Origin of the sequence: Actinocorallia libanotica, from assembly GCF_039525175.1 — a bacterium.
GTDB classification, from domain to species: domain Bacteria; phylum Actinomycetota; class Actinomycetes; order Streptosporangiales; family Streptosporangiaceae; genus Actinocorallia; species Actinocorallia libanotica.
The window spans coordinates 79456-100635 of sequence record NZ_BAAAHH010000002.1 but is presented as its reverse complement, the minus strand read 5'-3'; the positions used below and the strand labels follow the sequence as shown (position 1 = coordinate 100635).

The following is a 21180-nucleotide window of genomic DNA, read 5'->3' as shown; positions in this document are numbered from 1 at the left end:
CACCCACAGCCATCCGGTGAATTGAGCTGGATGCTCGATGACCTGGTCCAGCGCGTGGAGCAGGTGCATCAGGCGGTGCTGCTGTCCCGGGACGGGTTGGTGATGGGTGCCTCGCGCACCGTCTCCCAGGCGGACGCGGAGTTCCTCGCGGCGCTGTCCTCCGGTTTCCACAGCCTGTCCAACGGGGCGCGGGAGCACTTCGGAGCCCGCCAGGTGCGCCAGGCCGTCATCGAGCTCGACGACAAGCTGTTCTTCGTCGTGCCGGCCGGAAGCGGCAGCTGCCTCGCGGTGCTGAGCACCGCCGGCCCGAAGGCCGGCCTGGTCGCCTACGAGATGGCCCTGCTCATCAAGCGGGTGCGCCAGCATATGGCCGCCGCGCCCCGCCGCCAGTCGGCGGGTGCCGGATGAACGGCCCAGGCGGGCGGCTTCCCCGGGAGCGCTGGGTGGGCCGGGACGCCGGCCCCCTGGTCCGCCCCTACACGGTGACCAAGGGGCGCACCCAGCCCCGCGGCGTCCGCCTCGACCTGGTGACGATCCTGGTCGTGAGCGGCCGGGGGGCGGCGGAGAACGTCAGGCTGTCGAGCGAGCACCGGCGGCTGCTGGAGATCTGCCGACGCCCGACGACCACCGCCGACCTCGCCTCCGAGGTGGACCTCCCGCTCCGCGTGGTCCAGGTGCTCCTGGGCGACCTGTACCACCACGGACTGATCGAAGAGGTCCGCCAACCCGCACCCACGCGTCCTGACGCTCACCTGCTGATGAGAGTGCTCGATGAACTTCGCCACCTCTGACGCCTCCCACCGGGAGGTCGCGGAAGCCCCCACCGTCGCGCTGAAGCTGCTGGTCGCCGGCGGCTTCGGCGTCGGCAAGACCACCCTGGTCGGCGCGATCAGCGAGATCCGCCCGCTGCGCACCGAGGAGGACCTGACCGACGCCAGCGTGGGCGTCGACGACACCACCGGGGTGGAACGCAAGTCCACCACCACGGTGGCGATGGACTTCGGCCGGCTGACCTTCAGCGGCGGTCTGCGGATCTACCTGTTCGGCACGCCGGGCCAGGAGCGCTTCTGGTTCATGTGGGACGAGATGGCCTACGGGGCGACCGGCGCGATCGTGCTGGCCGACACCCGCAGGCTGGAGTCGAGCTTCGCCTCGATCGACTTCTTCGAGCAGCGCAACATCCCGTTCGTGGTGGCCGCCAACTGCTTCGACGGAGCCCAGCGCTACAGCGCCGAGGAGATCCAGGACGCCCTGGACGTCGGCCCCGGGGTCCCGGTCGTGCTGTGCGACGTGCGCAGCCGGGAGTCGGTCAAGACGGTCCTGGTGACGCTCATCGAGTACGTCCTGAGGCTCACCACCGCGGCCTGAGCGCCGCGTCCGGCCCCGTGCCGGGACAAGGGGACGAGAGAGGGCCCGCCCGGGAGGGCGGGCCCTTTCCCGTCGCCGGAGGAGGACGGCGACGGCGGTGGTGGTCAGGAGTTGGGGATGACCGCGGCGAGCGGGAGCGAGCCGCCGAGGACCTCCATCAGGCGGCTGCCGCAGGTGGACAGGTCGTCGGAGTTCCCGCAGTAGTGGCTGGCGGTGTAGGAGCCGGTGGCCATGTCCCTGGCCCAGGTGGAGCTGTAGTCGCGCAGCCGGGCGGTCTGGGTGGAGTTGGGGCTGCAGGCGGCGCCGAGGACGCCGAGCGCGTCGGTGTTCTCGCCTTCGGCGTCGATGTGGCAGCTGCCGCCGGTGGGCGCGAAGCCCCCGCTGTACTTGGTCCACACGAGCTGGACGCCGACGAAGTTCGCGCCGAGGTCGGCCAGCGCACCGAAGGAGTTGTTGAAGAGGTTGATGACGCTGGGCCGTGCCGCGATCTGCAGGACGGGGCGGGTGCCGTTCGCCGAGATCGCCTGGAGGTTGGCGGTGAAGTCGCTGCTGGCGACGCCGTCGAAGAGGATCGCGCCCTTCAGGTTCGCGTAGCCGTTGGCGGCCAGGCGGGCGCCGACGACGGAGGCGAAGTGGCCGCCCGCGGAGTGGCCGCCCACGATGTACTTGGCGGGCAGCGCCTTGCCGCTCGGCGGGGTGAGGGTGCGGGCGCTGAGGGTGTTGCCCAGCGCGTTGCCGAGCGCGGCGTTGCCGGCGGTCATGTCGGCTTCGACGCAGAACACCATGACGCCCTTCTCGGCGATCGCCTTGCTGGTGTTGGTGAGGGTGTCGCAGTCGCGGCTGAAGCCGTGCTGGACGAGCATCAGCGCCGAGGCGGTGCCGTTGGGCAGGTACCACTTCAGGTCGTAGGACGTCCCGCCGATGGTCGCGGTGTCGGTGACGCAGGTGGTGCTGCTCGAGGAGTAGCCGCCGCAGGCCGCGGCCGCGCTCGCCGCCGGCGCGGCCGCGAACACGGACGCCACGAGCGCGCCCACCGCGGTGGTGACCGCGAACGCGATCTTCCTGGGACGCATGCCGAAGGTGACCTTCACTGTCTCTCCTACTGCTCGCTGGAGCTGGTGGTACGGCGCCGGCCCGAAGGCGCGGCGCGGGGGAGGGGGGGATGACAGCGACGGCCCACCGGTTCCGGCGTCGCGCCGGCCGTCGTCTCTCGGTGGTGGCAGGGAGTCTTTCTGTTTCCCTTAGGGGAATGTTGTTTCGCACAGCGGACTTTCGTTTCGCAGATTAAGCTCTGCGCCCCCCTCCGGGCAATGCCCTGGCGCAAAGGTTTTCGCGGCGGCGGAGCCGCGCCGGGCGGATGCCGGCGTCGCCGGGCGAAGAGGGGTTAAAGACTCGCCGTACGTAGTTTTATGTCCAGGTATATGGGGTTTTGTCGCACTAGTCTCGCAAGGGACAGACGGAAACATGTGCGGCGACCTGCGGTTGTCCGTGTCATGACGTGGCCCCGCGTCGCGTTCTGGTTCGCCCAGCCGCACGCCGTCGCCCGCGATCATGCGGGGGGAAGCATGAAGGGCGGAGGACGGGTGGCCGTCTCGGTGCTCGGGGGCTACCTGCTGGGGCGCGGCCACAAGACGCGGTTGGCGGTGCTGCTGGCGCTCATGGCCGCAGGCGGCAGGCTTCCCGGGAACGCGGGCGAGCTGCTGCGCCGCACGGCGCTGGGCGGCTCGCTGGACCAGATCAGCGGAGACCTCCGCGGCCGGCTGGCCGCCTCGGGGTCGGAGCTGGCCAAGAAGGCGGCGAGCAGCCCGGTGGAGTCGCTGAGCGACATCCTGCACGACCGCACCGAGGCGCTGCGGTCGGAGGGCTGGACCGGGGAGCGGGCCGGGAAGCTGGCCAAGACGGTGACGAGCGGGATCGGCGAGGCGGGAAAGCGGGCCGGATCGGTCCTGGAAGCGGAGGAACCCGAAGAGGAGGCCGCCGAGCCGCGGCGGACGAAGCCCTCCCGAGACGAGCACGCCGGGCACGAGAAGCACGGCGGGAGCAGACGGCACGGCCACGGGCACGAGCAGGAGCCCGGAGAGCACGGACGCCGGAGGCGCGGGCGGCATGGGGAGCCCGAGGAGCGCGGAGAACCGGCGAGGCGCGTGCGAGGCCGTGAGGCCGAACGCGATGAGGCCGGCGATGCCGAGGACGAGTACGACGCGTACGCGGAGGACGAGGAGGAGCCGATCCGGAGAGTGAAGGCCCGGCGGCGGGAGCCGGCCGGGGAGGAAGCGCCCTCGGAGGGGATCCGGACGCCGCGGTGACGCGGAGGGGGCCGACGGAAGGCGGCGGGGATGAGCGAGGAAGAACTGCCCAAGGGGGCGGGGGGAAAGGTCACAGGGCTCCTCGAGGACCTGCCTGTGGGCAGGCTGGCACGGGAGGCGAAGGACTTCCTGGGGGCGTACGCGGAGAAGGCGCTGGCCTCGGCGGGTGAGAAGGCCGGCCAGAAGGTGAGCGACACCGCGCGCGGCCTGCTTCAGAAGGCCGAGCAGGAGGACGGCGGAGGCCCGGGGGTGAAGGCCGCGCTCAGCGGGGTCGAGGCGCTCACCGAGGGCAAGGGGCCGATCCGCGCGGCGGCCAGCGCCGGGATGACGGGGCTGAAGGAGAAGATCAAGCGGATGGGCAAGGGCGGCAAGCGCAAGCTCAAGCTCACCAACATCGTCGAGACCATCGACGTGGGCGTCCCGTTGCGGCTCGCCTACGACCAGTGGACGCAGTTCGAGGACTTCCCGACCTTCACCAAGAAGGTGGAGCAGGCCGAGCAGGTCGACGAGGGCAAGACCGCCTGGAAGGCGCAGGTGTGGTGGTCGCACCGCACCTGGGAGGCGACCGTCGTCGAGCAGGTGCCGGACGACCACATCATCTGGCGCTCCAAGGGCCCCAAGGGGCACGTCGACGGGGCGGTGTCGTTCTCCGAGCTGGCCCCCAACCTCACCAGGATCTGCCTGGTCATGGAGTACCACCCGCAGGGGTTCTTCGAGCGCACCGGAAACCTCTGGCGTGCGCAGGGGCGGCGGGCCCGGCTGGAGCTCAAGCACTTCCGGCGGCACGTGATGGCGCACGCGCTCCTGGAACCGGACGAGATCGAGGGCTGGCGCGGCGAGATCCGCGACGGCGAGGTCGTCAGGAGCCACGAGGAGGCGCTGGAGGAGGAAGGCGAGGACCGCCGGGAGGAGGAGCCCGGACGCAAGGGGGAGAGCCGGCGGGCGGAGCCCGGTGAGGAGCGGGAGCCCTACGACGAGGCCGAGTCGTACGAGGACGAGGACGAAGGCGAGGAAGAGGACGAGGACCGGGGGCCTCGCGCGGAGGAGCGCGCGGAGGAGGAAGAGGCGCCCGCGGAGCCGGGGGAGGAGCGGCAGCGCAGGATGCGGCGGCGTCCCGCCTCCCCGGCGGAAGAGGAGGATTCCAGGCCGCGGCGGCCCGCCCGGAGGCGTCCCGAGGCGGAGGAGCGGCAGGCCCGGGGCCGCCAGCCGGCGAGACGCGGGTCCTGAGAGCGAAGGGGGCGACCCATGACGGTCACTCCGCAGGGGGCGGGGCCTTCCGCCCAGCGGCCGACCGGCGGGGGGCTGGCGGACGTCGTCGATCTGATCCTGGACAAGGGCCTGGTCGTCGACGCGTTCGTCCGGGTCTCGCTGGTCGGCATCGAACTGATCACCATCGACGCGCGCATCGTGGTGGCGAGCGTGGACACCTATCTGCGGTTCGCCGAGGCCACCAACAGGCTCGACCTGTACGACAAGGGCGGCAAGGGCCTGCCCGAGTTGGTGCAGGACATGACCGAAGGCGGGGCGCGCAAGGGCGCGGAGAGCAAGACGCGGGGAGTGCTGGACGCGGCGAAGGAGACCGTGCACGACGCGCTCACCGACCGCGAGGAACGCGCGGAGGAGGAGGACGAACGCTACGAGGAGGCGAGGGCGCCGCACCGGCGCAGGCACGGGGAGCGTGAACGATGACCGTGGAACAGGAAGAGGGGACGGACACGGTCGATGCCGTCTGCTACGTCTACGGGGTGGTCCCGGCCGATGCCGGGCTCTCCGGCGGGCTGAAGGGCACCCGCGGAGGCGAGGTGTTCCTGGTCGAGGAAGGCGACGTGGCCGCCGTGGTCAGCGAGTTCCTCCCCAGCGGCCCGCTCGGGAGCCGTGAGGACCTGCTCGCGCACGAAGGAGTCGTGTCGGCGGTGGCCGAACGCACGACGGTGCTTCCGCTGCGGTTCGGCGCGGTGGTCACCACGCCGGAAGCGGTGGCGGAGGAGATGCTGGTTCCGCACCACGACTGGTTCGCGAAGGCTTTGAAGGACCTGAAAGGCCGTCACGAGTTCATCGTCACCGGCACGTATGTGGAAGAGACGGTGCTCCGCGAGGTGCTGGAGGAGCAGCCGGAGGTCCGGCGGCTCCAGCAGAGCACGCGTGACATGCCGGAGGAAGCCGCCTACTACGACCGGATACGGCTCGGGGAGCTCATCGTCCAAGCGCTGGAGGGCAAACGCCAGGCCGATACCGAGGCGCTGATGGAGGCGCTCTCCCCGCACGCGCTCGCCGTGGCTCCACGCGAGCCGAAGGACGAGGACACGGCCGCGGACGTCGCCTTCCTCGTCGACGACGGCGATCGGTCGCGGTTCGAACGGGAGGTGGGCGAGCTGGAGCAGAGCTGGGAAGGCCGGATCCGGTTGCGCCTGCTCGGCCCGCTCGCCCCGTACGACTTCGTGCCGCAACCGCAGGAGGTGTGAGCCATGGGGCTGATCAGCGGTCTGCTCACTTTTCCTCTGGCCCCTGTACGCGGTGTTGTGTGGCTGGCGGAACGCATCCAGGAGGAGGCGGAACGGCAGATGTACGACCCCGCGACGGTCCGGAGGCACCTCTCGGAGGTGGACCAGGCGCAAGCCGCCGGTGAGATCTCCGAGGAGGAGGCGGCCGAGCTGCAGAACGAACTTCTGAGCCGGATGGTCTCCGGGCGAGGCGGTTCGCCATGAGTGAGCCGCCAGGAAGGGAGATGGCCGGTTACGGGGGCTATGGGCGGAGTTCTCCCTCCTACCGGCGTACCGAGCCCGCGAGCCTCGCCGACATTCTCGAACGGGTCCTGGACAAAGGCATCGTCATCGCCGGCGACATCCAGGTGAACCTGCTCGACATCGAACTGCTGACCATCAAGCTGCGGCTGGTGATCGTCTCCGTCGACCGTGCCAAGGAGATGGGCATCGACTGGTGGGAGCACGATCCGACGCTGTCCTCCGGGCACCGCGACATGGTCGAGGAGAACCGCAGGCTCCGGGATCGGATAGCCGACCTGGAGGCGGGGGTGGAGGAGTACCCGGAGGAGGTCGAGGAGCGCTACGAGGAGCGCTACGAGGAGGATCGCCGTGAGTGAAGCCGATCCCAGGGAGCCGTCCGCAGCCACCGGGTTCTATGTGTACGGCATCGCTCGCGACCTGGCCGATGAGGCTCTGGGCGACACCCGAGGCGTGTCGGACGCGCCCGTACGGCTCGTTGAAGAGGACGGGCTGATCGCGTTGGCGAGCCCGGTGAGCCTGACGGAGTTCGGGGAGCGGGGTCTGCGCGAGAACCTGGAGGACCTGGACTGGTTGGAAGCCACCGCACGCGCGCATCACGCGGTGGTAGACGCTGCCGCGGCGCACGCGACCGTCGTCCCGCTGGGTCTCGTCACCGTCTACCGGAGCGAAGAACGGGTGCGCAGAGCGCTGCGGGAACGCAAGGAGGAATTCACCGACGCCTTGGAGCGCGTCGCTGGACGCACCGAATGGGGCGTGAAGGCGTACGCGGACGTGAGGGAGTCGCAATCCACGGCTTCGGCCGGTGGAGAAGGCTCTTCACGCCCCGGTACGTCCTACCTGCAGCGCCGTCTGGTGCAGAAGAACACGGCGGAGGAGGAGCGGCGCAAAGCCATGGCCGTCGCGGAGTACGTCCACTGCCAGCTCCGCGATATCGCCGTCACGACGCGCATGCACCGCCCCCAGGACCCGCAGCTGTCCGGAGAACAGGGCTGGATGCTCCTCAACGCCGCCTATCTCGTCGATGACACCCGGGCGCAGGAGTTCCGCGAGACCGTCACCCACCTGGCACGGCTGAATCCCGGTGTGAGGGTGCGCGTCACCGGCCCGTGGGCGCCTTACTCCTTCGCGGTCGAGGAGGAGCCCGAAGAGGAGGAGGCATGGCCGGAGCCGTAGAGGAACGTCCCGAATTCCGCACCGCGGGGCAGGTGAGAGGGCAGCCCGTCGCGCTGGTGGACCTGCTGGACAGGCTCCTCGCGGGGGGCGTCGTCATCGCGGGCGACGTCACCATCTCGATCGCGGACGTCGACCTCGTCCGCATCTCCCTGCGCGCGGTCATCGCCTCCATCCGCCCCGAGATGGCCCGCGTCCTGGAGTGCGAGGAGGCGGACCTGTGAGCGGCTACCGGCCGGAACCGGGCCGCCGCCTGGCCCGGCGCCTGGAGACCGATCCCGAGGCGGTGCAGCGCGACCTCGTGCGGCTGGTGCTCACCCTCATCGAGCTCATCCGGCAGCTCATGGAACGCCAGGCCCTGCGCCGTGTGGAGACCGGCGACCTGCCGGACGAGAAGGTCGAGCAGCTCGGTCTGGCGCTGATGCGCCTGGAGGAGGCGATGACGGAGCTGGAGGAGCGCTTCGACATCGACCCCCGGGACCTCAACCTCGACCTCGGCCCGCTCGGCCCCCTCCTCCCGCCCCGCTGACACGCCGTGACACCCTTCGCACCCGAAAGGGCTGTGCTCGACCCGGCGCATCTGAAAGTGTTCGGTTACTTCCTTGCGACGCGTAACCGGACCATCCCCTCGGGAGGACCAGATGAGCCGAACCCTCACCGTTCACGAAGCCGGCCTCGCCGTGGCCGACCCGCGCGCCTACGCCGACGAGGAGCGGCTGCACGACGCCCTGTCGCTGCTGCGGCGGGAGTCGCCGGTGCACCGGGTGGAGGCGCCGGGGTACAACCCCTTCTGGGTGATCACGAAACACGCCGACGTCATGGAGGTCGAGCGGGACAACAAGCTGTTCCTCAGCGCGCCGCGGACGCTGCTGTCGACGGCGGAGGTGGACGAGCTCCAGCGGCAGCAGCGCGAGCAGGGGATGGAGCTGCGCACGCTCGTGCACATGGACGACCCGCAGCACCGGGTGGTCCGGGCGATCGGCGCCGACTGGTTCCGGCCCAAGGCGATGCGGGCGATGCAGGAGCGGATCGACGAGCTGGCCCGCCAGTACGTCGACCGGATGGTCGAGCTGGGCGGGGAGTGCGACTTCGTCCGGCAGGTCGCCGTGCACTATCCGCTGTACGTCATCCTGTCGCTGCTCGGCCTGCCGGAGTCGGACTTCCCGCGCATGCTCAAGCTCACCCAGGAGCTGTTCGGCGGGCAGGACGAGGAGCTGCGCCGGGGCGAGAGCGCCCAGGAGCAGATGGCCGCGCTCTTCGACTTCTTCGACTACTTCAACGCCCTGACCACGGCCCGCCGCCGGGAGCCCACCGGCGACCTCGCGTCGGCGATCGCCAACGCCCGCGTCGACGGCGAGCCGCTGTCGGACGTCGACACCGCCTCCTACTACGTCATCATCGCCACGGCCGGGCACGACACCACCAGCGCCACGATCGCCGGCGGCCTGCACGCGCTCATCGAGAACCCCGACCAGCTGCGGCGGCTGAAGGACGACCCGTCCCTGCTGCCCCTGGCGACCGACGAGATGATCCGCTGGGTCACGCCCGTCAAGGAGTTCATGCGCACCGCCTCCGCCGACACCGAGATCCGCGGGGTGCCGATCGCCGAGGGCGAGGCGGTGCTGCTGTCGTACCCGTCGGCCAACCGCGACGAGGACGTCTTCACCGACCCCTTCCGCTTCGACGTGGGCCGCGACCCCAACAAGCACCTGGCCTTCGGCTTCGGCGTGCACTACTGCCTGGGCGCCGCGCTGGCCCGGATGGAGATCCAGGCCCTGTACCGCGAGCTGCTGCCCCGGCTGGACTCGATCGAGCTCGCGGGCACCCCGCGCTGGACCGCCACGACCTTCGTCGGCGGCCTCAAGCACCTGCCCGTCCGCTACACCCTCGGCTAGCCGTGCCCGGCGGCCCCCCGGAAAATCCCCGGCGGGCCGCCGCCCCGCCCTGCGATCATGAATAAATGGCGACAAAAGCCGAGAAAGCCCCTGTGTTTTCGGCGGGTGACTTCGAGTCCCACCTGACCGTCGGATGCGGCGCGCCGGAGATCGAGGCCTTGGCGCGGTGGGCCGCCGGCCGCGGGTTGAAGTTCAGCCACATCGTGCTCGCGCGGGGCCGCGTCGCCTCCCAGCCGATGCTGACGGCACGCGGCTCCGGCGACCTCGCCGGCGTCCTGGCGGCCGCGGAGCGGACGAAGGCGGCCCTGGCCGCGGACGGCTTCACGGTGACGCGGTCGAAGATCGAGGCCGCCCCCTGGAACGAGGGCGTGCCCGCCACCGACGAGGAGGCGCTGGCATGGGGGCCGGGCCGCTACTTCGAGCACCACCTCAAGCTCCTCCTGGAACCGGGAGCCGACACCGGCGCACTCGCCGCGCTGGTCGTGCCGCACGCCGCGCACCTGTCGCACAACGCGCGCCGGATCCGCGAGGACGGCGCGGCGGAGCGGTTCGTGACCCAGCGCTGCCGCCTGGTCGGAGGTCCCGCCGCCGAGCGGCGCCTCGCCGCGCTGGTCGCCGCGCTGGAGGCGCGGCACCACCGGATCGTCGAGGTGGAACGGGAGTTCGTGGTCTTCGACGACGGGGAGTCGCTGGACGCCGGATGGATCGAGGAAGGGGAGCGGGGAACATGACGGGCGGACCCGCGCCGAGCGCCCGGCCTTCGCCGCGCCGGGGGCATGAGGTCTCGGCGCGGCGGGGCGGCCGGGTCAGAGGGCGGCCGGGGCGAACCTGATCTTGTCGAGGTGCGCCTGCAGGAACGCCGGGTCGAACGGGACGATCGCCGACTCGTACTGGCGGCCGAGGGAGCGCAGCAGCTCCATCCACTCCCAGCTGGCGGAGATCTCGGTGTCGATGGGGCGCACCTTGTCGCCCAGCGCCTGGTTCGCCTTGTGGCGGAGGACGAGGTTGCGCCACTGGCCGATGAAGCGGCGGAACTCCTCCAGGAGCGTTCCACTCGCCGCCACGAGGTCGGCGACGCCGCGCAGGGCGGAGTTGACCCGCTGCACCTGCTGGGACATCTCCAGGATGACGAGCTCGGCGGCGTCGCACAGCAGCGGCACCGCGCTGAGGGACTCCGGCGGCGCGACGCCGTCGAAGACCTCGGCGGCGAACGCGGCGGCCATGTCGTTGTAGAGGCTCGCCAGCGAGATCTGGAACCGCAGGTGCTCGATGTCGGACTTCAGCCGGCCGAAATCCGTCTGCAAACGTTCCAGAGACGCGACCGACCTGGTCATCGGATCGGCCATGACGCGGGCGACGTTCGCCAGCACCGGCGCGGAGTCCGCGACGAGTTCGGACGCCTGCTGCGCGGCGGTCACCGAGCCGTGCAGCCGGTGCGCGATGTCGAGCACCCGGGTGGAGGTGGCGGCGAGCTCGTCGCCGAGCCGCTGGTAGCCCGCCAGGCGTCCGACGAGGTCGTCGAGCACCTTGTCCAGCGCGCTCGTCCCGGACAGGACCTGCGCGATGGTGCCGCGAGCGGTCGGCCGGTCGTAGGCCGTCGACGCCAGATGGCTGCGCGCCGACACCTCCTCGGGCAGCGCGTGGCGCATGAAGTCCCGGTAGGAGGCGTACCCCAGCCGCCACAGGTACGCCTCGATCTCGGCGGCGCCGAGCAGCGCGGCGTCGCGGCGGCTCATCCCGTTGTCGCGGATCGCGGCCTGCTCGGCGCGCAGAGCCTGCGCGTACACCCGCTGGGCGAGCTCGAAGAGGGGGCCGCGCGGGGCGGTGCGCACCGAGACGAAGCCGTCGTGCAGCGGGCTGATCGCGGCGAACACCCAGTAGGAGCCGCCGTCCTTGGTGCGGTTCTTCATGTAGGCGCCCATCGGCACCCCGGCTTCGAGCCCGTCCCAGACCAGCCGGAACAGCCCGGCCGGCATCTCGGGGTGGCGCACGGTGTTGTGCGGTCCCCCGACCAGCTCCTCCAGCGGATAGCCCGAGACCCGTACGAACACGGAGTTGCCCTGGCGGATCACCCCGCGCCGGTCCGTGGTGGAGAAGAACAGCTCCTCCGCACCCATCGCCCCCAGGTCCCTCATGGGCCCGTCCCTTTCCCCGAGGCCGCGAACGCGGCAAGAACATGCATGGAAAACATGCATTGAGTGCACCTTAGGCCAGGGGAAGGGCGAGATCCTTTCAGGGTGGGGACGGCGCGGACCGGGGAGCGGTGATCCTCATCACGGCGGTGCCGGCGGCGGGGAGGGGGCCGTCCCGTCTCCTGGAGACGCCGGTCCCGGATAACGTCGGAGGTATGCGGCTTCATGTGGGATGTGCGATGTGGACGCATGCGTCGTGGCAGGGGAGGTTCCTGTCCTCGCGGCTTCCGGCGGGGGAGCGGCTGCGCTCCTACGCGGGCTGGTGCAACGCGGTGGAGGGGAACACGACGTTCTACGCCACGCCGAGCAGGGGCACCGTGGAGTCATGGGCGCGGCAGACGTATCCGGACTTCCGATTCGTTCTGAAACTGCCCAAGCCGATCACGCACGAGCGGCGGCTCACCGGCGTGGAGCAGGACCTCCACCCCTTCCTCGACGCGATCGAGCCGCTCGGGCCGCGGGTCCACGCGCTGTGGGTGCAGCTGCCCGGCTCGTTCGGCCCGCTCGACCTGGCCCTGCTGTCGGGGTTCCTGCGGGGCCTGCCGCGTGCGCACCGGTACGCCGTCGAGGTCCGGCACCGGGCGTTCTTCGAGGACGAGCGCTCCGCCCGGCTCCTGGAGAAGGTCCTCGCGGAGGCGAACGCCGAGTGGGTGCCGTTCGACACCACGTTCTTCTTCGCGCAGCCCCCCACCACGGACGCCGAGCGCGAGGGCTGGGCCCGCAAGCCCCGCATGCCGCGCCGCGTCCGCGCCCTGACCGACCGTCCGGTCGTGCGCTACATGGGCCGGGACGACGCCGAGGCCACCGCCGGGAGCTGGGGCCCCTGGGTCGACACGGTCACCGCCTGGCTCAGGGAGGGCCGCTCCCCCACCTTCTTCCTGCACACTCCCGGCAACCGGGAGGCGCCCGCCCTGGCCCGCCGCTTCCACGACGAGGTGCGCGCCCGCCTCCCCGAACTGGAGCCCCTCCCCGAGCCGCCGGCCGACGAGGAGCCCCTGACCCTCTTCTGACCCGCCGGACCCGGACGGCGCGCGCCGGGTCAGAGGCCCGCCTCTCGGGCGCGGAGGATGGCCTGGGCGCGGTCGGAGACCTGGAGCTTGGCCAGGACGTTCGAGACGTGGTTGCGGACCGTCTTGTCGCTGAGGCCGAGGCGGGCGGCGATCTGCGGGTTGGTCAGGTGGCGGGCGAGCAGGGCCAGCACCTCCTTCTCCCGTTCGGTGAGCTCGGGGAACGGGTCGTCCGGCACCCTGCCCATCTGGCCGAAGTAGCCGGTCAGGCGGGCCGCGATGGCCGGGCCGAAGATCGCCTCGCCTTCGGCGACCGCGCGGATCGACCGCAGGATCTCGCTCCGCCGGGCGCCCTTGAGGACGTAGCCGCGGGCGCCCGCCCGGACCGCGGCGAGCACCGAGTCGTCGTCGTCCGACATGCTCAGCACCAGCACCCGCACGTGCGGATGCGTCCGGACGAGCCGCACGGTCGCCTCGATGCCCCCCATCCCGGGCATGGCCAGATCCATCAGGACGACGTCCGGCTGCGCCCCGGGCAGCAGCGCGAGCGCCTGCTCCCCGCTGGCCGCCTCGTCCACCACCTCGACATCGGCCGCCGACGCCAGCAGCGCCCGCAACCCGCTGCGGAACGACTCGTGGTCGTCGACGATCAGCACCCGCACCATCAGGCCCCCAGCGGCAGAACGGCCCGCACCGTGGTGCCCCGCCCCGGCTCGGACTCCACCGTGAACACCCCGCCCAGCTCCACGGCCCGCTCCCGCATCGACCGCAATCCCACTCCGCCGCCCGCGCCCTCTCCGTGTCCGGCCCCCGCCTCCGCCTCCGTGACGACTCTTCCACCGGACCCGGCGCTCCGCCACTCCGCCGCCGGGCTCCCGCCATCGGCATCGGGCGCGGTGCCGCCGCGGTCCTGCGGAAGGCCCGCGGCGGGCGTGCCTCGGCCGTTGTCGGAGATCTGGACGGTGAGGGCGCCGGAGCGGGCGGAGAGGGTGAGGAGGCAGTCGTCGGCACGGGCGTGGCGCCACACGTTGGTGATGGCCTCGGTGGCGATGCGGTAGGCGGCGACCTCGGTGGCGGCGCCGAGCGGGGGCAGGGCGTCGGGGCGGGACAGGCGGATGCGCGGGCCGCCGGGAGGGCGGCCGTCCACGAAGGACTGGAGGGCGCCGCTCAGGCCGAGGGTGTCGAGCGCGGGCGGGCGCAGGCCGTCGACGAGTCGGCGGACCTCGCCGATCGCGGTCTCCGTTCCCGTCACGATCTCCTCCAGGAGCGTTCTGGCGCGCTCCGGACGGTCGTCCATCAGCTCCTGGACGGCTTCGGCGCGCATGGTGAGCGAGGCCAGGGTGGGGCCGAGGCCGTCGTGCAGTTCGCGACGGATCCTGCGGCGCTCCTCCTCCCGCGCGGTGACCAGTTCCTCGCGGGACTGCTGGAGGTGCACGGACACCGCGATCTGCCCGGCGAGGTCCTGGAGCAGCCGGAGGTCGGCCGCGCCGAGCTCGCGCTCACCCGGCCGGGGGGAGAGGAGCAGCCGGCCGACCGTCCTCCCGTTGTGCACGAGGGGCAGCGGGACGGGTTCCCCGCTCGCCTTCCCGTGCGCGACCACCGCGCCCGTGGCGGAGACCTCCACCGCCACGTACGGCAGGCGCAGCGCCTCGGCCACCGTCCGCGCCGCCCCGGCCGTGGCCTCAGGACCCTCCAGGTGCCGTCCCAACCTCGTGAGGACGGCGTACGGCTCGTCGCGCTGCCCGTACATCAGCCTGTGGACGACGCGTTGCACCCGCTCGCGGAGCGGAGCGAAGACCAGCGCGATGATCCCGGTGGCCGCGAGCGGGAGGGGCAGCTCCGTGTCGAACAGCGTCCCGAGGTAGGTGACGACCAGCACGTATCCGCCGACGACGCACGCCGTCAGGATGGCGTAGACGAGCGTCCGGCTGATCAGGAGGTCGATGTCGAACAGCCCGTGCCGCAGGATCCCGATCGCGATCGCCACCGGGATCAGCAGCATGGCCGCCATGCCGAGGATCTCTCCCGCCAGGCTCTCCACCGGCCACACGTCCGGCCGTCCGTCGGTCAGCCCGATCGCCAGCCGCCCCACGACCCCGGCCGCGGACAGTCCCACCGCGTAGGCGAGCCATTTGAACGGCCGCGCCGCCTCTCCTTCGGCCCGCCGTGCCCGGACGACGACCACGGCCACTCCGACGAGGAACAACCCGCCGATCAGCAGGTCGAACACGACCTCCACGGTCCCGGCGGCGTCCGCGAGGCCCGCCACCCCGTACGGGTTGGGCACTCCGCCGCCGCCCACCTGCCCGTTCACGCCCGGCCGCAGCGACGAGAGCACGCCCGTCACGACGCCGGCCGCCACGACCGCCGCGACCACCGGCCGCCACCGCGGCCCTGGCAGCCGCCCGTCCGGGAAGTACAGCGGGAGCAGGGTCAACGCCAGGTTCGCCGGCACCCACAGCCACGTCTGCGGCCATCCCGCGGGCCCGGCCAGCGGACCCTCGCCGCGGATGGCGTACCCCCCGCACGCGTCCATCGCCGCGAACGAGAAGGCGCTCACCAGCAGCAGCCGACCCACCGTGTTCTCCGGCCGCCGGTAGGCGATCAGCCCTCCGACCACCGCGCAGGCCGTCACATAGACCAGGTGCCCGAGGTCGCGCGGCTCCGTCCCGTTGGCCAGCCCCAGGGCCAGGGCGACCCCGGCCAGGAGGACGGTGCCCCCGCCCCACACCAGCCCCAAAAACGCCCGTAGCACCCCAACCCCTCCCAAGGCCGCCACTCTAACCAGCCGCCCGTCCCGCCCGCCCGGGACGATGTCCCGCCCGGAACGGCCCGCCCCGGACGGCCCCCGCGCGTCCGGTGCGGCGCGAGGGGGCGTCCGCCGGGGCGGCGGGTCAGGGGGAGTCCGACGGGGCGGGGCGGCGGGGGAGGAAGAGGGCGGGGAGGAGGGAGGCCGCGAGGAGGGCGGCGACCCAGAGGTAGGTGGACTGGAAGGCGTCGGCGAGGGCGGGGGCGGCGGAGGCGGGAAGGGCGAACGCCTGGTCCAGGTCGTGGACGTGGGGGAGGCGGTCGGTGACGGCGCCGGTCAGGCGCGCCGAGATGAGCGCGGTGCCCGTCGCGACGGCCACCTGCTGGATGATCATCAGTCCGGTGCTGGCGGCGGGCGCGTCGTCGTGCGAGAGGCCGCGGGTGCCCGCGGCGGTGGCGGGCATGAGCGTCATGCCGATCCCGACGCCCATGACGGCCATCGCCGCCATGAGCCGCCAGTAGGGGGCGTCGGCGGTGGCCTGGATCAGGAACAGCAGGACCCCGGCGGGGGCCACGACGGCGCCGAGGGCGACGACGCGGCCGGGCGGGATCCGGTCGACGAGCCGGGTCGCCAGCTGCATGGTGACGCCGGTGGCCAGGACCTGCGGGATGCCGAGCATGCCGGTCGTCGCGGCGTCCTCGCCGCGGACGATCTGGTAGTAGAGCGGGAGCACCGACATCGACCCGAAGTACGCGGCCGCGGCGAACGCCAGGGTGCCGGCCGCGGCGGCGAGGCGGGTCCGGCGGAACAGCCGGAGCCGGATGAGCGGCTCGTCGGCGGTGAGCGCCCGGACGACGAACGCCGCGCCCAGGACCGCGCCGAGGCCGGCGAACACCGCGCCGCCGCCGATCAGCCCGTAGATCAGCGAGACGAGCGCGGGCGAGAGCAGCGCCAGGCCGAGCAGGTCGAGGGAGCGGCGGGCCCGCGCCGGGTCGGCGGGCAGCAGCCGCGCGGCCAGCAGCCCGCCGGCCAGCCCGACCGGGACGTTCACCAGGAAGATCCAGCGCCAGGACGCCTCGTCGACCAGGAACCCGCCCAGGATCGGCCCGATCAGCGGCCCGATGAGCGGCGGGATGCCGAGCAGGCTCAGCAGCCTGCCGTTCGCGCCGCCTCCCGCGGCGCGCAGCACGATCGTCATGCCGACCGGCATCAGCAGGCCGCCGCCGAACCCCTGCAGCACCCGGAAGGCGACCAGCGACCACACGTCCCAGGCCAGCCCGCACAGGACCGAGCCGAGGACGAACAGGCAGATCGCGGTGAGGTAGAGCCGCTTGGTCCCGAACCGGCCGACCGCCCACGCGGTGATCGGGATGACCGTCGCCAGGCCGAGGACGTATCCGGTGGTCACCCACTGGATCGTGGTCAGCGGCGCGTGGAACTCCCTGGCGAGCGACCCGATCGCGATGTGCACGACCGTCGTGTCGAGCACCACCATCAGCGAGTTCAGCACGACGACGAGCGCGATGGTCGTCGGCCGCGGCGCCGCGCGCGGCGCCGCGGGGACGGCGACGGCGGTCATGCCGGCACCCGCACGGACCTCAGCGCTTCCGACCAGGCGACGACCTCGTCCAGCATGGTGGTCAGGGTCGGCTCCTGGTGGGGGCCGGGGGTGAGGGTCCCCGGTTCGAGCGGGTCGGTGATGGTGAAGTCGTGGTGGATCGACAGCGCGACCTGGGTGCGGACGGTCGCGACCTTCAGCTCCGCCAGGACCTGCCGCAGGTGTTCCGCGGCCCGGACCCCGTCGTTGATCCCGTAGGTCACGAAACCGGCGGCCTTGTCGTTCCATTCGGCGTACAGGAAGTCGATCGCGTTCTTCAGCGGAGCGGGGAAGGAGTGGTTGTACTCGGGCACCACGAAGACGAACCCGTCGTAGGAGCCGATCGCCTCGGCCCACCGCAGGGTGTGCTCGCGTTCGTAGGAGCCGAAGATCGCCGGGGTGCTCTCGTCCAGGTGCGGCAGGGCGTGGTCGTGCAGGTCCAGCACGTCGAAGTCGGTCGCGGGCCGGTGCCGTCCGGCGGCCTCGCGGACCCAGGCGGCCACCTGCCCGCCGCGTCGACCGGGCCGGGTGCTGCCGATGATGATGGCGATGCGCGTCATGATGCTCTCCTCGCAGGGTCCGGGCGGACCGAATGCGAGTAAAGTACAACGTGTATGGCAAAAACTGCAACGATGGTTGTACCCATGTGAGGGGGAACACGTGACTCCGCGTACGGACAAGCGGCGGGCGATCCTGGAAGGCGCCCTGGAGGTCTTCGCCAGGGACGGCTACACGCGCGCCGGCATCGACGTGATCGCCAAGGAGGCCGGCGTCTCCACCCGGACGATCTACAACCACTTCCAGGACAAGGCCGCGCTGTTCCAGACCGTGATCTCGCAGAGCGCGGACCAGGTCGCCGAGGCGCACACCGCCGTGATCGACTCCTACCTCCGCAAGGTCACCGACCTGGAGGCCGACCTCACCGAGCTCGGCATGGCCCTGACGCGCAGGGGCGCCACCGACCACGCCCGGCACTTCGCCCTGGTCCGCCACATCCAGGCCGACGCCGACCACATTCCCCGGCCCGCCGTCCAGGCCTGGCAGGACGCCGGCCCCCTCCGGGTCCGCCGCCACCTCGCCGACCGCCTCGCCGCCCTCCCCGGCCTGCGCCTCGACGACCCCGCCCGCGCCGCCCTCCACTTCACGGCCTTGATCAGCCCCGACACGGCCTACGGCGCGCCCGCCCCCGACGAGGCGTACATCCGCGCCGGTGTCCGCGCCTTCCTGTACGGCTACCACCGGGAGGGATCCGCGGGATGAGAGCGGCCGGGGAAAACCGGTTGCCGCGCGGGAGGCCTCCTGAGATGTTCTCACTATGAGATTGAATCGAAGGCAGATCGCCGAGGAGACGGTGGCGATCCTCGAAGCCGGCCACTACGAGGTGGGCGGGCGGCGCGTCCAGCTCGGTGAGCGGGTCGCGGCGGCCGTCGAAGGCGCGCGGTTGTACCTGCCGGACGGGTTCGCCGAGCCGGAGGGGCCCGCACGGCGGGAGACGGTCGTCGAGCTGACCCGGGAGACGACCCTGGAAGCGGCGCGGAGGCTCGGGCAAGGCGTCGCCGCGCTGAACTTCGCGTCCGCGAAGAACCCGGGAGGCGGATTCCTGCGCGGAGCCCATGCCCAGGAGGAGGCGCTGGCGCGTGCCTCGGGGCTGTACCCGACGTTGCGCCGCTTCCAGGAGGACTACTACGACTTCCACCGGGCGGCCCGCGACCTGCGCTACTCGGACCGGATGATCTACTCGCCCGGCGTCCCCGTCTTCCGGGACGAGACCGGGGCGCTGCTGGACGAGCCGTACTCCGTCTCGTTCATCACCTCCCCCGCGCCGAACCGGGGGGCGCTTCCGCCGGGCTCCGACGTCTCCGACGCGTTGCGGCGACGGGCCTGGAAGGTCCTGGCCCTGGCCGCCGCCGAAGGGCACGAGCGCCTCGTCCTCGGGGCATGGGGGTGCGGGGTCTTCCGCAACGATCCCGCCGAGGTCGCCACGGCCTGGTCGGAACTGCTGGCCGGTCCCTTCGCGGGGCGGTTCGCCCACGTCGCCATGGCCGTCTGGGACCCGGACGGCACCACCCCGCAGTACCGGGCGTTCGCCCGCGTCTTCCGGGAGTGAGCCGCGCCGGGCCGGGGGTCAGCGGCTTTCGGCGGGCGCGCGCAGGGCCGTGACGGCGGGGGCGAACATCGTCGACTTGATGGCCGAGAGGGTGGGGCGGTCCTTGCCCGCCAGGGGGCGCACCCACTCGGCCGCGGTCGCGAGCAGCGCGTCCTCGTCGGCGACGGCGTCCACGAGGCCGAGCTCACGTGCCTCGGGACCGCCGAAGCGGCGTCCGGTGGTCATGGAGGCGACGGCGGCGGCGGGCGTCAGCTTGCCCTGGATGAGCGCGGCCATGCCGGGGGTGAACGGGATGTTGATGTCGGCCTCGGGGAAGCAGAAGTAGCCGCGGTCCTCGCGCATGACGCGGAAGTCGTGGGCCATGGCGAGCATCGCGCCCGCGCCGAACGCGTGACCGTTGACGGCGGCGATCGTCGGGACGGGCAGGGTGAGGACGCGGGCGAACAGCCCGTGGACCTCGGTGACGTAGGACATCAGCTGGTCGGGATTCCCGCCGAGCCACTCCAGGTCCAGGCCGTTGGAGAAGAACTTGCCCTTCCCCGTCGTGACGAGAGCGGCCGGCCCCGGGTGGTCGACGAGCTCGTCCAGCAGGGCGTGCGCCTGCTTCAGCCAGTCCGGGGAGAAGCGGTTCTCGTCGTCGCCCAGTTCCAGGACGAAGACGGTGTCCTCGCGGCGCAGTTCAGGCATGGTCGTTCCTTTCCGGACGGCCGGTGCCCACGGCGGGCAGCGGCACGGTGAGTACGGCGCGGACGGCGGCCTCCAGCCGCCGCCGCAAGTCTGCGGAGAGCTCCACCGGCTCCAGGGACGGCCCGGCCAGCTCTCTCCCGAGCAGCGCGGTGGGCAGATCCACCACGCAGCTGGTGACGACCCCGACCGCCGCCGCGTCGGCACGTCCCCATACCGCCTGCGCCAGCCGTACCAGCAGAGCCACCAGCCGCCGTTCCAGTCCCAGCAGCGCCTCGGCCACCTCTTGCGGTAGCTGCGGCCCCAGCAGCCGGTCGCTCCGGACGCTCATCAGCATCCGAGCCCCCGCGGGACGCCGCAGTGCGAACGCCGCGGGCGCGTCCGCGGCGGCCACCACGGCCCCGACGGCGTCTCCGCCCTCCAGGGCCGCGTCGACCAGCGCGGTCTGCAACTCCAGGAAGTCGTCGCCCGCCCGCAGCCACGTCCGTCCCAGCAGCGCGGGCACCGACCCGAACGCGTGGTAGACGGCTCCGTTCGATATCCCGGCGGCGGCGGAGAGCCTCCGGACCGTGAACCCCTCCAGCCCTTCCCGGGCCACGAGCTCCTCGGCCACGTCGAGTACCCGGTCGAGGTCGTGCGTGCGCGGTCGGGCCATGCCCGCACCATAACAGAGCACATGCTCTAAAACAGGAGCATCCTCGCATTTTTCATAAGCGCGGTATGTCCATAATACCCCCTAGGGGTATATGGTTGGCATCTGTCGGAAGCGGTACGGACGGCAGAGGACGGGCAGACCATGGACCACACCGGGCACCACCACGACCACTCCGCACACCACGGGCACCACGGGCACGCGGCGGCGGGCGCCTCCTGGGGCACGGCGGTCAAGGCGACCCTGCACTGCCTCCTGGGATGCGCCATCGGCGAGATCCTGGGCATGGTGATCGGCACCGCGCTGGGCTGGGGCGATCTGCCGACGATGGCGCTGGCGATCGCCTTGGCGTTCCTGTTCGGCTACTCCTTCACCCTGTTCGCCGTCCGGCGCGCCGGCGTGAGCCTCAAGCAGGCGTTCAAGGTCGCACTGGCCGCCGACACCGTCTCCATCGCCGTCATGGAACTCGTCGACAACGGCATCATCGCCCTCGTCCCCGGCGCGATGGACGCCCACCTGTCCGACACCCTGTTCTGGTCGGCCCTCCTGGGCGGCTTCGTCGTCGCCTTCGTCGTCACCACCCCCGTCAACAAGTGGCTGATCGGCCGAGGCAAGGGCCACGCCGTCGTCCACGCCTACCACTGATCCCCGACGCCGCCCCCGTCCGGGGCGGCGTCGGTTCCGGAGCGCGCTTCGATGGCCAGGAAGA

General features: G+C 72.0%; 26 protein-coding genes. 18 read left to right on the top strand and 8 right to left on the bottom strand.

Features of this window, described 5'->3' with window-relative positions; translation table 11 throughout:
- Positions 1-30 precede the first annotated feature (30 nt).
- The 3 genes from ABD140_RS03535 to ABD140_RS03525 are packed head-to-tail and all read left to right on the top strand — an operon-like array spanning position 31 to position 1368.
- Positions 31-408, top strand: coding sequence for a roadblock/LC7 domain-containing protein (locus ABD140_RS03535; RefSeq protein WP_106397001.1), 378 nt, complete (start codon positions 31-33; stop codon positions 406-408).
- Complete coding sequence (locus ABD140_RS03530) at positions 405-791, top strand: DUF742 domain-containing protein (protein ID WP_344236626.1); 387 nt, start codon at positions 405-407, stop codon at positions 789-791. Before ABD140_RS03535 ends, ABD140_RS03530 begins: the two co-directional genes overlap by 4 nt.
- A complete protein-coding gene (locus ABD140_RS03525; RefSeq protein ID WP_344236624.1) occupies positions 772-1368 on the top strand; it encodes a GTP-binding protein in 597 nt (198 codons plus the stop codon). Before ABD140_RS03530 ends, ABD140_RS03525 begins: the two co-directional genes overlap by 20 nt.
- 104 nt (positions 1369-1472) lie before the next feature.
- Here the strand turns inward: ABD140_RS03525 and ABD140_RS03520 are convergent, their stop codons facing one another.
- On the bottom strand, positions 1473-2459 hold the full coding sequence (locus ABD140_RS03520; RefSeq protein WP_344236622.1) for an alpha/beta hydrolase: 987 nt from the start codon (positions 2457-2459) through the stop codon (positions 1473-1475).
- 402 nt (positions 2460-2861) lie between these two features.
- Here ABD140_RS03520 and ABD140_RS03515 point away from each other — a divergent pair, with 402 nt between their 5' ends.
- The 11 genes from ABD140_RS03515 to ABD140_RS03465 all read left to right on the top strand — a co-directional run bounded on the left by ABD140_RS03515 (position 2862) and on the right by ABD140_RS03465 (position 10214).
- Entirely contained in the window at positions 2862-3674 is an 813-nt protein-coding gene (locus ABD140_RS03515; protein WP_344236620.1) for a hypothetical protein, read from the top strand.
- A gap of 30 nt (positions 3675-3704) precedes the next feature.
- On the top strand, positions 3705-4901 hold the full coding sequence (locus ABD140_RS03510; RefSeq protein ID WP_344236618.1) for an SRPBCC family protein: 1197 nt from the start codon (positions 3705-3707) through the stop codon (positions 4899-4901).
- Positions 4902-4919: 18 nt separating this feature from the next.
- Positions 4920-5363: a gas vesicle protein GvpJ gene (gvpJ, locus tag ABD140_RS03505; RefSeq protein WP_344236616.1), complete on the top strand. Its 444-nt coding sequence runs from the start codon at positions 4920-4922 to the stop codon at positions 5361-5363.
- On the top strand, positions 5360-6136 hold the full coding sequence (locus ABD140_RS03500; RefSeq protein WP_344236614.1) for a GvpL/GvpF family gas vesicle protein: 777 nt from the start codon (positions 5360-5362) through the stop codon (positions 6134-6136). The genes gvpJ and ABD140_RS03500 overlap by 4 nt, the downstream gene beginning before the upstream one ends.
- Before the next feature lie 3 nt (positions 6137-6139).
- Positions 6140-6379, top strand: a complete 240-nt coding sequence (locus ABD140_RS03495) for a gas vesicle protein GvpG (RefSeq protein WP_344236612.1) — start codon at positions 6140-6142, stop codon at positions 6377-6379.
- Positions 6380-6399: 20 nt separating this feature from the next.
- A complete protein-coding gene (locus tag ABD140_RS03490; protein ID WP_344236610.1) occupies positions 6400-6774 on the top strand; it encodes a gas vesicle protein in 375 nt (124 codons plus the stop codon).
- Positions 6767-7591: a GvpL/GvpF family gas vesicle protein gene (locus ABD140_RS03485; RefSeq protein ID WP_344236608.1), complete on the top strand. Its 825-nt coding sequence runs from the start codon at positions 6767-6769 to the stop codon at positions 7589-7591. Before ABD140_RS03490 ends, ABD140_RS03485 begins: the two co-directional genes overlap by 8 nt.
- Positions 7576-7812 (top strand): gas vesicle protein, encoded by a 237-nt coding sequence (locus ABD140_RS03480; RefSeq protein WP_344236606.1) that lies wholly within the window; start codon positions 7576-7578, stop codon positions 7810-7812. Before ABD140_RS03485 ends, ABD140_RS03480 begins: the two co-directional genes overlap by 16 nt.
- Positions 7809-8117: a gas vesicle protein K gene (locus tag ABD140_RS03475; RefSeq protein WP_344236604.1), complete on the top strand. Its 309-nt coding sequence runs from the start codon at positions 7809-7811 to the stop codon at positions 8115-8117. The genes ABD140_RS03480 and ABD140_RS03475 overlap by 4 nt, the downstream gene beginning before the upstream one ends.
- Before the next feature lie 112 nt (positions 8118-8229).
- A complete protein-coding gene (locus ABD140_RS03470) occupies positions 8230-9483 on the top strand; it encodes a cytochrome P450 (protein ID WP_344236602.1) in 1254 nt (417 codons plus the stop codon).
- Positions 9484-9575: 92 nt separating this feature from the next.
- Positions 9576-10214, top strand: a complete 639-nt coding sequence (locus ABD140_RS03465; protein WP_344236600.1) for a hypothetical protein — start codon at positions 9576-9578, stop codon at positions 10212-10214.
- Between the two features lie 75 nt (positions 10215-10289).
- Here the strand turns inward: ABD140_RS03465 and ABD140_RS03460 are convergent, their stop codons facing one another.
- Entirely contained in the window at positions 10290-11618 is a 1329-nt protein-coding gene (locus ABD140_RS03460) for a PAS domain-containing protein (protein WP_344236598.1), read from the bottom strand.
- A gap of 236 nt (positions 11619-11854) precedes the next feature.
- Here ABD140_RS03460 and ABD140_RS03455 point away from each other — a divergent pair, with 236 nt between their 5' ends.
- Positions 11855-12685, top strand: coding sequence for a DUF72 domain-containing protein (locus tag ABD140_RS03455; RefSeq protein ID WP_344236594.1), 831 nt, complete (start codon positions 11855-11857; stop codon positions 12683-12685).
- A gap of 29 nt (positions 12686-12714) precedes the next feature.
- Here ABD140_RS03455 and ABD140_RS03450 read toward each other — a convergent pair whose 3' ends face one another.
- The 4 genes from ABD140_RS03450 to ABD140_RS03435 form a co-directional block, all read right to left on the bottom strand.
- Positions 12715-13347 carry a response regulator transcription factor gene (locus ABD140_RS03450; protein WP_344236592.1) on the bottom strand — a complete coding sequence of 211 codons (633 nt, stop codon included), beginning with the start codon at positions 13345-13347 and terminating at the stop codon, positions 12715-12717.
- Positions 13347-15437: a sensor histidine kinase gene (locus tag ABD140_RS03445; RefSeq protein WP_344236590.1), complete on the bottom strand. Its 2091-nt coding sequence runs from the start codon at positions 15435-15437 to the stop codon at positions 13347-13349. The genes ABD140_RS03450 and ABD140_RS03445 overlap by 1 nt, the downstream gene beginning before the upstream one ends.
- Before the next feature lie 139 nt (positions 15438-15576).
- Positions 15577-17010: a DHA2 family efflux MFS transporter permease subunit gene (locus ABD140_RS03440; RefSeq protein WP_344236588.1), complete on the bottom strand. Its 1434-nt coding sequence runs from the start codon at positions 17008-17010 to the stop codon at positions 15577-15579.
- A complete protein-coding gene (locus tag ABD140_RS03435; protein WP_344236586.1) occupies positions 17007-17588 on the bottom strand; it encodes an NADPH-dependent FMN reductase in 582 nt (193 codons plus the stop codon). Before ABD140_RS03435 ends, ABD140_RS03440 begins: the two co-directional genes overlap by 4 nt.
- Before the next feature lie 100 nt (positions 17589-17688).
- Between ABD140_RS03435 and ABD140_RS03430 the strand changes: the two genes are divergently transcribed.
- Both ABD140_RS03430 and ABD140_RS03425 read left to right on the top strand, forming a co-directional pair.
- Positions 17689-18288 carry a TetR/AcrR family transcriptional regulator gene (locus ABD140_RS03430; protein ID WP_344236584.1) on the top strand — a complete coding sequence of 200 codons (600 nt, stop codon included), beginning with the start codon at positions 17689-17691 and terminating at the stop codon, positions 18286-18288.
- 55 nt (positions 18289-18343) lie between these two features.
- Positions 18344-19135, top strand: coding sequence for a TIGR02452 family protein (locus ABD140_RS03425; protein ID WP_344236582.1), 792 nt, complete (start codon positions 18344-18346; stop codon positions 19133-19135).
- 18 nt (positions 19136-19153) lie between these two features.
- Here ABD140_RS03425 and ABD140_RS03420 read toward each other — a convergent pair whose 3' ends face one another.
- Both ABD140_RS03420 and ABD140_RS03415 read right to left on the bottom strand, forming a co-directional pair.
- Positions 19154-19822, bottom strand: coding sequence for an enoyl-CoA hydratase/isomerase family protein (locus ABD140_RS03420; RefSeq protein ID WP_344236580.1), 669 nt, complete (start codon positions 19820-19822; stop codon positions 19154-19156).
- Positions 19815-20474 carry a TetR/AcrR family transcriptional regulator gene (locus tag ABD140_RS03415; protein ID WP_344236578.1) on the bottom strand — a complete coding sequence of 220 codons (660 nt, stop codon included), beginning with the start codon at positions 20472-20474 and terminating at the stop codon, positions 19815-19817. The genes ABD140_RS03420 and ABD140_RS03415 overlap by 8 nt, the downstream gene beginning before the upstream one ends.
- A 141-nt stretch (positions 20475-20615) precedes the next feature.
- Here ABD140_RS03415 and ABD140_RS03410 point away from each other — a divergent pair, with 141 nt between their 5' ends.
- Positions 20616-21116 (top strand): DUF4396 domain-containing protein, encoded by a 501-nt coding sequence (locus ABD140_RS03410; RefSeq protein ID WP_344236576.1) that lies wholly within the window; start codon positions 20616-20618, stop codon positions 21114-21116.
- Positions 21117-21180 lie beyond the last annotated feature (64 nt).

Bases quoted from the DNA above. Each gene is read 5' to 3' on its own strand.
- ABD140_RS03535 (WP_106397001.1), top strand. From the start codon at position 31: ATGCTCGATGACCTGGTCCAGCGCGTGGAGCAGGTGCATCAGGCGGTG.
- ABD140_RS03530 (WP_344236626.1), top strand. From the start codon at position 405: ATGAACGGCCCAGGCGGGCGGCTTCCCCGGGAGCGCTGGGTGGGCCGG.
- ABD140_RS03525 (WP_344236624.1), top strand. From the start codon at position 772: ATGAACTTCGCCACCTCTGACGCCTCCCACCGGGAGGTCGCGGAAGCC.
- ABD140_RS03515 (WP_344236620.1), top strand. From the start codon at position 2,862: ATGACGTGGCCCCGCGTCGCGTTCTGGTTCGCCCAGCCGCACGCCGTC.
- ABD140_RS03510 (WP_344236618.1), top strand. From the start codon at position 3,705: ATGAGCGAGGAAGAACTGCCCAAGGGGGCGGGGGGAAAGGTCACAGGG.
- gvpJ (WP_344236616.1), top strand. From the start codon at position 4,920: ATGACGGTCACTCCGCAGGGGGCGGGGCCTTCCGCCCAGCGGCCGACC.
- ABD140_RS03500 (WP_344236614.1), top strand. From the start codon at position 5,360: ATGACCGTGGAACAGGAAGAGGGGACGGACACGGTCGATGCCGTCTGC.
- ABD140_RS03495 (WP_344236612.1), top strand. From the start codon at position 6,140: ATGGGGCTGATCAGCGGTCTGCTCACTTTTCCTCTGGCCCCTGTACGC.
- ABD140_RS03490 (WP_344236610.1), top strand. From the start codon at position 6,400: ATGGCCGGTTACGGGGGCTATGGGCGGAGTTCTCCCTCCTACCGGCGT.
- ABD140_RS03480 (WP_344236606.1), top strand. From the start codon at position 7,576: ATGGCCGGAGCCGTAGAGGAACGTCCCGAATTCCGCACCGCGGGGCAG.
- ABD140_RS03470 (WP_344236602.1), top strand. From the start codon at position 8,230: ATGAGCCGAACCCTCACCGTTCACGAAGCCGGCCTCGCCGTGGCCGAC.
- ABD140_RS03460 (WP_344236598.1), bottom strand. From the start codon at position 11,618: ATGAGGGACCTGGGGGCGATGGGTGCGGAGGAGCTGTTCTTCTCCACC.
- ABD140_RS03455 (WP_344236594.1), top strand. From the start codon at position 11,855: ATGTGGACGCATGCGTCGTGGCAGGGGAGGTTCCTGTCCTCGCGGCTT.
- ABD140_RS03450 (WP_344236592.1), bottom strand. From the start codon at position 13,347: ATGGTGCGGGTGCTGATCGTCGACGACCACGAGTCGTTCCGCAGCGGG.
- ABD140_RS03440 (WP_344236588.1), bottom strand. From the start codon at position 17,010: ATGACCGCCGTCGCCGTCCCCGCGGCGCCGCGCGCGGCGCCGCGGCCG.
- ABD140_RS03435 (WP_344236586.1), bottom strand. From the start codon at position 17,588: ATGACGCGCATCGCCATCATCATCGGCAGCACCCGGCCCGGTCGACGC.
- ABD140_RS03425 (WP_344236582.1), top strand. From the start codon at position 18,344: ATGAGATTGAATCGAAGGCAGATCGCCGAGGAGACGGTGGCGATCCTC.
- ABD140_RS03420 (WP_344236580.1), bottom strand. From the start codon at position 19,822: ATGCCTGAACTGCGCCGCGAGGACACCGTCTTCGTCCTGGAACTGGGC.
- ABD140_RS03415 (WP_344236578.1), bottom strand. From the start codon at position 20,474: ATGGCCCGACCGCGCACGCACGACCTCGACCGGGTACTCGACGTGGCC.
- ABD140_RS03410 (WP_344236576.1), top strand. From the start codon at position 20,616: ATGGACCACACCGGGCACCACCACGACCACTCCGCACACCACGGGCAC.